The sequence below is a fragment of the Bacteroidales bacterium genome, assembly GCA_018334875.1.
Taxonomy (GTDB): domain Bacteria; phylum Bacteroidota; class Bacteroidia; order Bacteroidales; family UBA12077; genus JAGXLC01.
The window spans coordinates 1-4,163 of the sequence record JAGXLC010000356.1 but is presented as its reverse complement, the minus strand read 5'-3'; the positions used below and the strand labels follow the sequence as shown (position 1 = coordinate 4,163).

Annotated in this window: 3 protein-coding genes and 1 pseudogene; 3 read left to right on the top strand and 1 reads right to left on the bottom strand. The window is 40.7% G+C overall.

Going from position 1 to position 4,163, the window contains the following annotated elements; translation table 11 throughout:
• The first annotated feature begins 103 nt into the window (after window positions 1-103).
• Both KGY70_17980 and KGY70_17975 read left to right on the top strand, forming a co-directional pair.
• Complete coding sequence (locus KGY70_17980) at window positions 104-316, top strand: hypothetical protein (GenBank protein ID MBS3777091.1); 213 nt, start codon at window positions 104-106, stop codon at window positions 314-316.
• Window positions 315-650: pseudogene (locus tag KGY70_17975) on the top strand (type II toxin-antitoxin system PemK/MazF family toxin). The gene KGY70_17980 and the pseudogene KGY70_17975 overlap by 2 nt, the downstream one beginning before the upstream one ends.
• Window positions 651-1,144: 494 nt before the next feature.
• Here KGY70_17975 and KGY70_17970 read toward each other — a convergent pair.
• The gene (locus KGY70_17970) at window positions 1,145-2,560 is read right to left on the bottom strand and encodes a hypothetical protein (GenBank protein MBS3777090.1); all 1,416 of its coding nucleotides are present in this window, start codon (window positions 2,558-2,560) and stop codon (window positions 1,145-1,147) included.
• 445 nt (window positions 2,561-3,005) lie between these two features.
• On the opposite strand from KGY70_17970, the gene KGY70_17965 reads away from it, so the two are divergent.
• Complete coding sequence (locus tag KGY70_17965; GenBank protein ID MBS3777089.1) at window positions 3,006-3,815, top strand: hypothetical protein; 810 nt, start codon at window positions 3,006-3,008, stop codon at window positions 3,813-3,815.
• The last annotated feature ends 348 nt before the right edge of the window (window positions 3,816-4,163 follow it).

Sequence of the window (4,163 nt, the reverse complement as noted above, 5' to 3'; positions counted from 1 at the left end):
TGGGGTTGCAATTTTGGAGGACGAAAGTGTAAGAAAAAGAAATATAATTTTGCTTGAGAATTGCGTTTTTTTATTAGTATCTTGCAAATTAAATCGATGAATTATGAGAACTAACGAGATATTGAAAGAGATAAAGCGATTGCCGATTAGGAAACGGATTTACTTGATTGAGAAAGCAATCCATTCGATTCGTGAACAAGAAGAAAAAGACCAAATGGAAAAAGCTGTTGATTCACTTTATAAAGACTATAAAAATGATAAGGAATTAACAGCATTTACTAACCTTGATTTTGAAGACTTTTATGAGGTAAGGTGAAATTTGGTTAATTAATCTTGACCCAACAATAGGAGCCGAGATAAAAAAGACTCGTCCTGCCATAATAGTGAATGATGATTCTTTGGGTAAACTTCCTTTGAAGATTATTGTGCCTTTAACAGATTGGAACCAAAGGTATGAGGTTGCTCCCTGGATGGTTAAAATAGAAGCTAATTCCAGAAACGGACTCACCAAAAATTCCTCTGCTGATTGTTTCCAGATACGTTCAATTTCAGAAAAACGATTTGTAAAACGGCTAGGAAATATTACCAAGTCTGAACTAGATGAGATACGAATTGGTCTTTCGAAAGTATTATCGATAGAAAACGAATAAAAATCGCAACCCAACATGCTGTAATACGATTTGGGCGATCTTCCAGTGTCTTCGGTCATCAAATTAGCAAATTTTTTTATCAGGGCAATAGAACATACTTCTTTCATCCCGCACGGCGCATAATGCTATACGTTGCCGCCCATATTTAAAACCCATAGCATAATCCACCGGAAATATCTATACTTGTATTGATTTGGTAGTGAGAAACTTTGAAATAATAGGGGAAGCGACAAAAAATTTACCAGAAGAAATTCAAAACAAATCGCCGGAACAGCTTCCGCTTACGAGCCATTGAATCCCGGAAATAGTTGTAATCCTGCCTGCCGTTCGGAAGGATACTTGCTGGCAATAAAAGAGCAGGCATATTACACACTTTTGCTAAAAAAAATATCAATGATCTCAATAAGGGCAGCAGCAGAAAAAGACAGGATGTAAAAAAGGCAGCAAGTAGTCACTTGCTGCCTTTTTTGCATCCTGATATCCCAAAACCGTTCTTAGTTCGTTCTCACCTCAACATCTTCAAACATCAGATGCAGGAAACCATGCCTTGTTCCCGGAACGGGTGATGGATTCCCCTGCATATCCTTCGGGGGAAGCATGATGTGGGTTTCATTTCTGGAATGATCCGTCTCATCTGTATCTGTACTTGTAATGAGGGTCAGATCGTCTTTCCTGACCCGGGAGGTAACCATAAGATGGATCAGTCGGTCAGATGCCAGCACGTTCCCCTGGCCATCCTTCAGATCGGCTTTACCCCAAAGGGTTATATATGATTTTAGTTTGGGCATCAGACCAGTTCCTATACCGGTATTGCCGTGCATGGTCTTGTTATATCCAACACCGCCAAAGAAGGTATGGTCGCCAGCACCCTCGGGTTTGTGGATGATGTCAATATCATCAATCCGGAACATGGTACCGTTGGGTCGTTTGTACTGAATATTCACCTTATTTACCCTGTCGCGGGAATCTTCCGAATCCTTATCGTCCAGATCAAGTACAAGCAAATTGTAATTGCCTGCCCCAACCCCAATTTTATTGGAAAAAGGTGTGGGAGACATTTGCGGATTGATGGCCGCCGGACCGGGGAGAATTTCGAATGCTTTTTTCCAGTCACGGGAAGCATCAGTCAAGGTCACTTTCTCAAACATCATATGAAGGAATCCATGATTGGTCCCCGGCACTGGAGACATATTACCCTTTGTATCCTTAGGTGGAAGAATGACGTGGGTATGGGCCTCCCTTATGTTATAGTCAGAAGAATCAACTTCTGTACTCGTAATGAGATTCAGATCTTCGTCCCTGACATTGGTGGTCGTCATAATATGAATCAGCCGGTCTTCCGCAATAACCTCCCCTGTACCGGCATCCTTAAGATTGGTCTTTCCCCACAGGGTAATGTAGGACAACAATTTGGGCATTAGATCTTCACCTATTCCCGTATTGCCATGCATCACTTTATTCAGCCCAACTCCCCCAAAAAAGGTATGGTCTCCTGAACCCTGAGGTTTGTGAATTACATTGATCCGGTCAATTGCATATTTTCTCCCGTCATTACCGGTAAACCGGATATCGACATTTTTGACGCTGTCTTTGGAATCAACGGCATCCGTTTCATTCACGTCAACCACACTGAATTCATAAGATCCACCGGTTTGATGGATGTTGTTTGAAAAAGGGGTCCCTTTCTTTGACGGATCAATGGCAGCCGGGCCGGGTAGCACCTCATATACCATTCCCTCCGGGTTGCTTTTTGTGGTTTTAAACTCCACCATCTCGGAATAATCAGCCAAAGATGCTGCCGTGCGATCTGAACCAACGTCTGGTCTGTTCTCTAAAACTTCTTCATCACATGAGCTAAACAGCCCTAACATGATAATAATTGCAGCGGTAAATTTAACTTTGTGTCTCATAATACTAAAATTTTTTATTCTACATGATTAATTCAGATTTTTTGTCGAAGAGGCTTTATAAACCTGACAGGTTCCCGGCAGGAAATTTTTTTATAAGTATGATTCTTCCCCGGCATATGGTAATTAGTGTTTGTCCATAAAGTCAAAGAGATTTGAAAGAGTCTCCTCTAGAATGTTCGCTGGTAAGGCTTGCGAGTTTTGAATGCCAGGAGTTTACTTGATGTAATTGACTGGCATGAAAAACGAGCGTAACGCAGCCAGCGGATATTATAGACAGACTCTAATTAAAGGACATGAGCGATAAAAAGAAACATCCGGTAATCGAAACAAGTCAGGAATCGCCGGTTAAGATGACCTGAGATAGAAAAATCCTGCAACCTTTCCCACCCTTTTATTTACATCTACGTCTTTAATAAAAGAAATGTAAAATTAAAATTTAAGAATTATGAAAAGACTTGTATGGATCATCTCCCTGCTTATTATTTCATCCGTTTTCTGGATGTGTGAAGAAGATGAAACAGATGAGGGAACAAGCGAGACCACGCTCTCAGGTGGTGCTGTAAAAGGCGTAATCCAGAACGCCGAAGTGAATGTTTATGCATTCGATGAAAATGAACTTAGGGGTGAGTTATTAGCCTCCGCAGAGACAAACAGCGAGGGTGAATTTACTGTTTCCGTTGATCACGTCGGAGGAGTGGAAATAGTGGTTACCGGTGGCAGTTATTCAGACGAAGCCACAGGGGAAGAGGTTTCAATGGATAACTTTGAGTTTAGAAACGTTGTTATGTCCGATGATAAGAATGAGAAAACCGTCGGTGTCACGGCACTTACCACCATTGCTGCTGAAAACATTGATGAGAACGCTTCGGAGGGACTTGCAACCGCCATTGAAAATGCAAACAATAAGGTAGCTAATGCTTTTGGATTGGGAGATACGGATATAAGCAGCACTGTTCCGGCAGATCTCACCCGTTCCGAAAGCATCGATGCCGAACAAAGCGAATTGAGCTACGGCGCCGTTCAGGCCGGATTATCCAATTTGGTAAAAACGGAGGGACTCGATCCCGAAGACTTACCTGAGTTAATCAATGCAATGGGAGAAGATTTCCGTGATGGTAATTTTGACGGAAAAGACGGGGAAGAAGCTTTGGATTTTGCCCTTTCAATTACTCCAGAGGAAGCCCTTGACGGATTACAAACTGCCATTGATAATTTTCTTAATGGCTCCCAGAATACCAGTGATTATCTCCCATAGGATATACCGTAATAACAAAGGGTCTCTACCTGTAAATATTGAATAACCGAAAATATACAAAGCCCTGAAATAACAAAATATTTCAGGGCTTTGTATGTCAATCATTTTTTTAATTTTTAAGGGAAAATTTTTGAAGTGTTACGGCAGATGAAGAATTTGAAAATGGTTCAAATTGAGATAATTTTCTATTGATAATTTCTCAAACCACCTTTTGAAAAGACAGTGAATTTTTTACACCTTTTTATAAAGCAGATATAAGAAAGATACAAGTTAACAAAGATTTAGCACCAAATGCGAATACAATCAGGTAGGAGTATCCATAAATTTCTATATCAGTAAATTCACTTG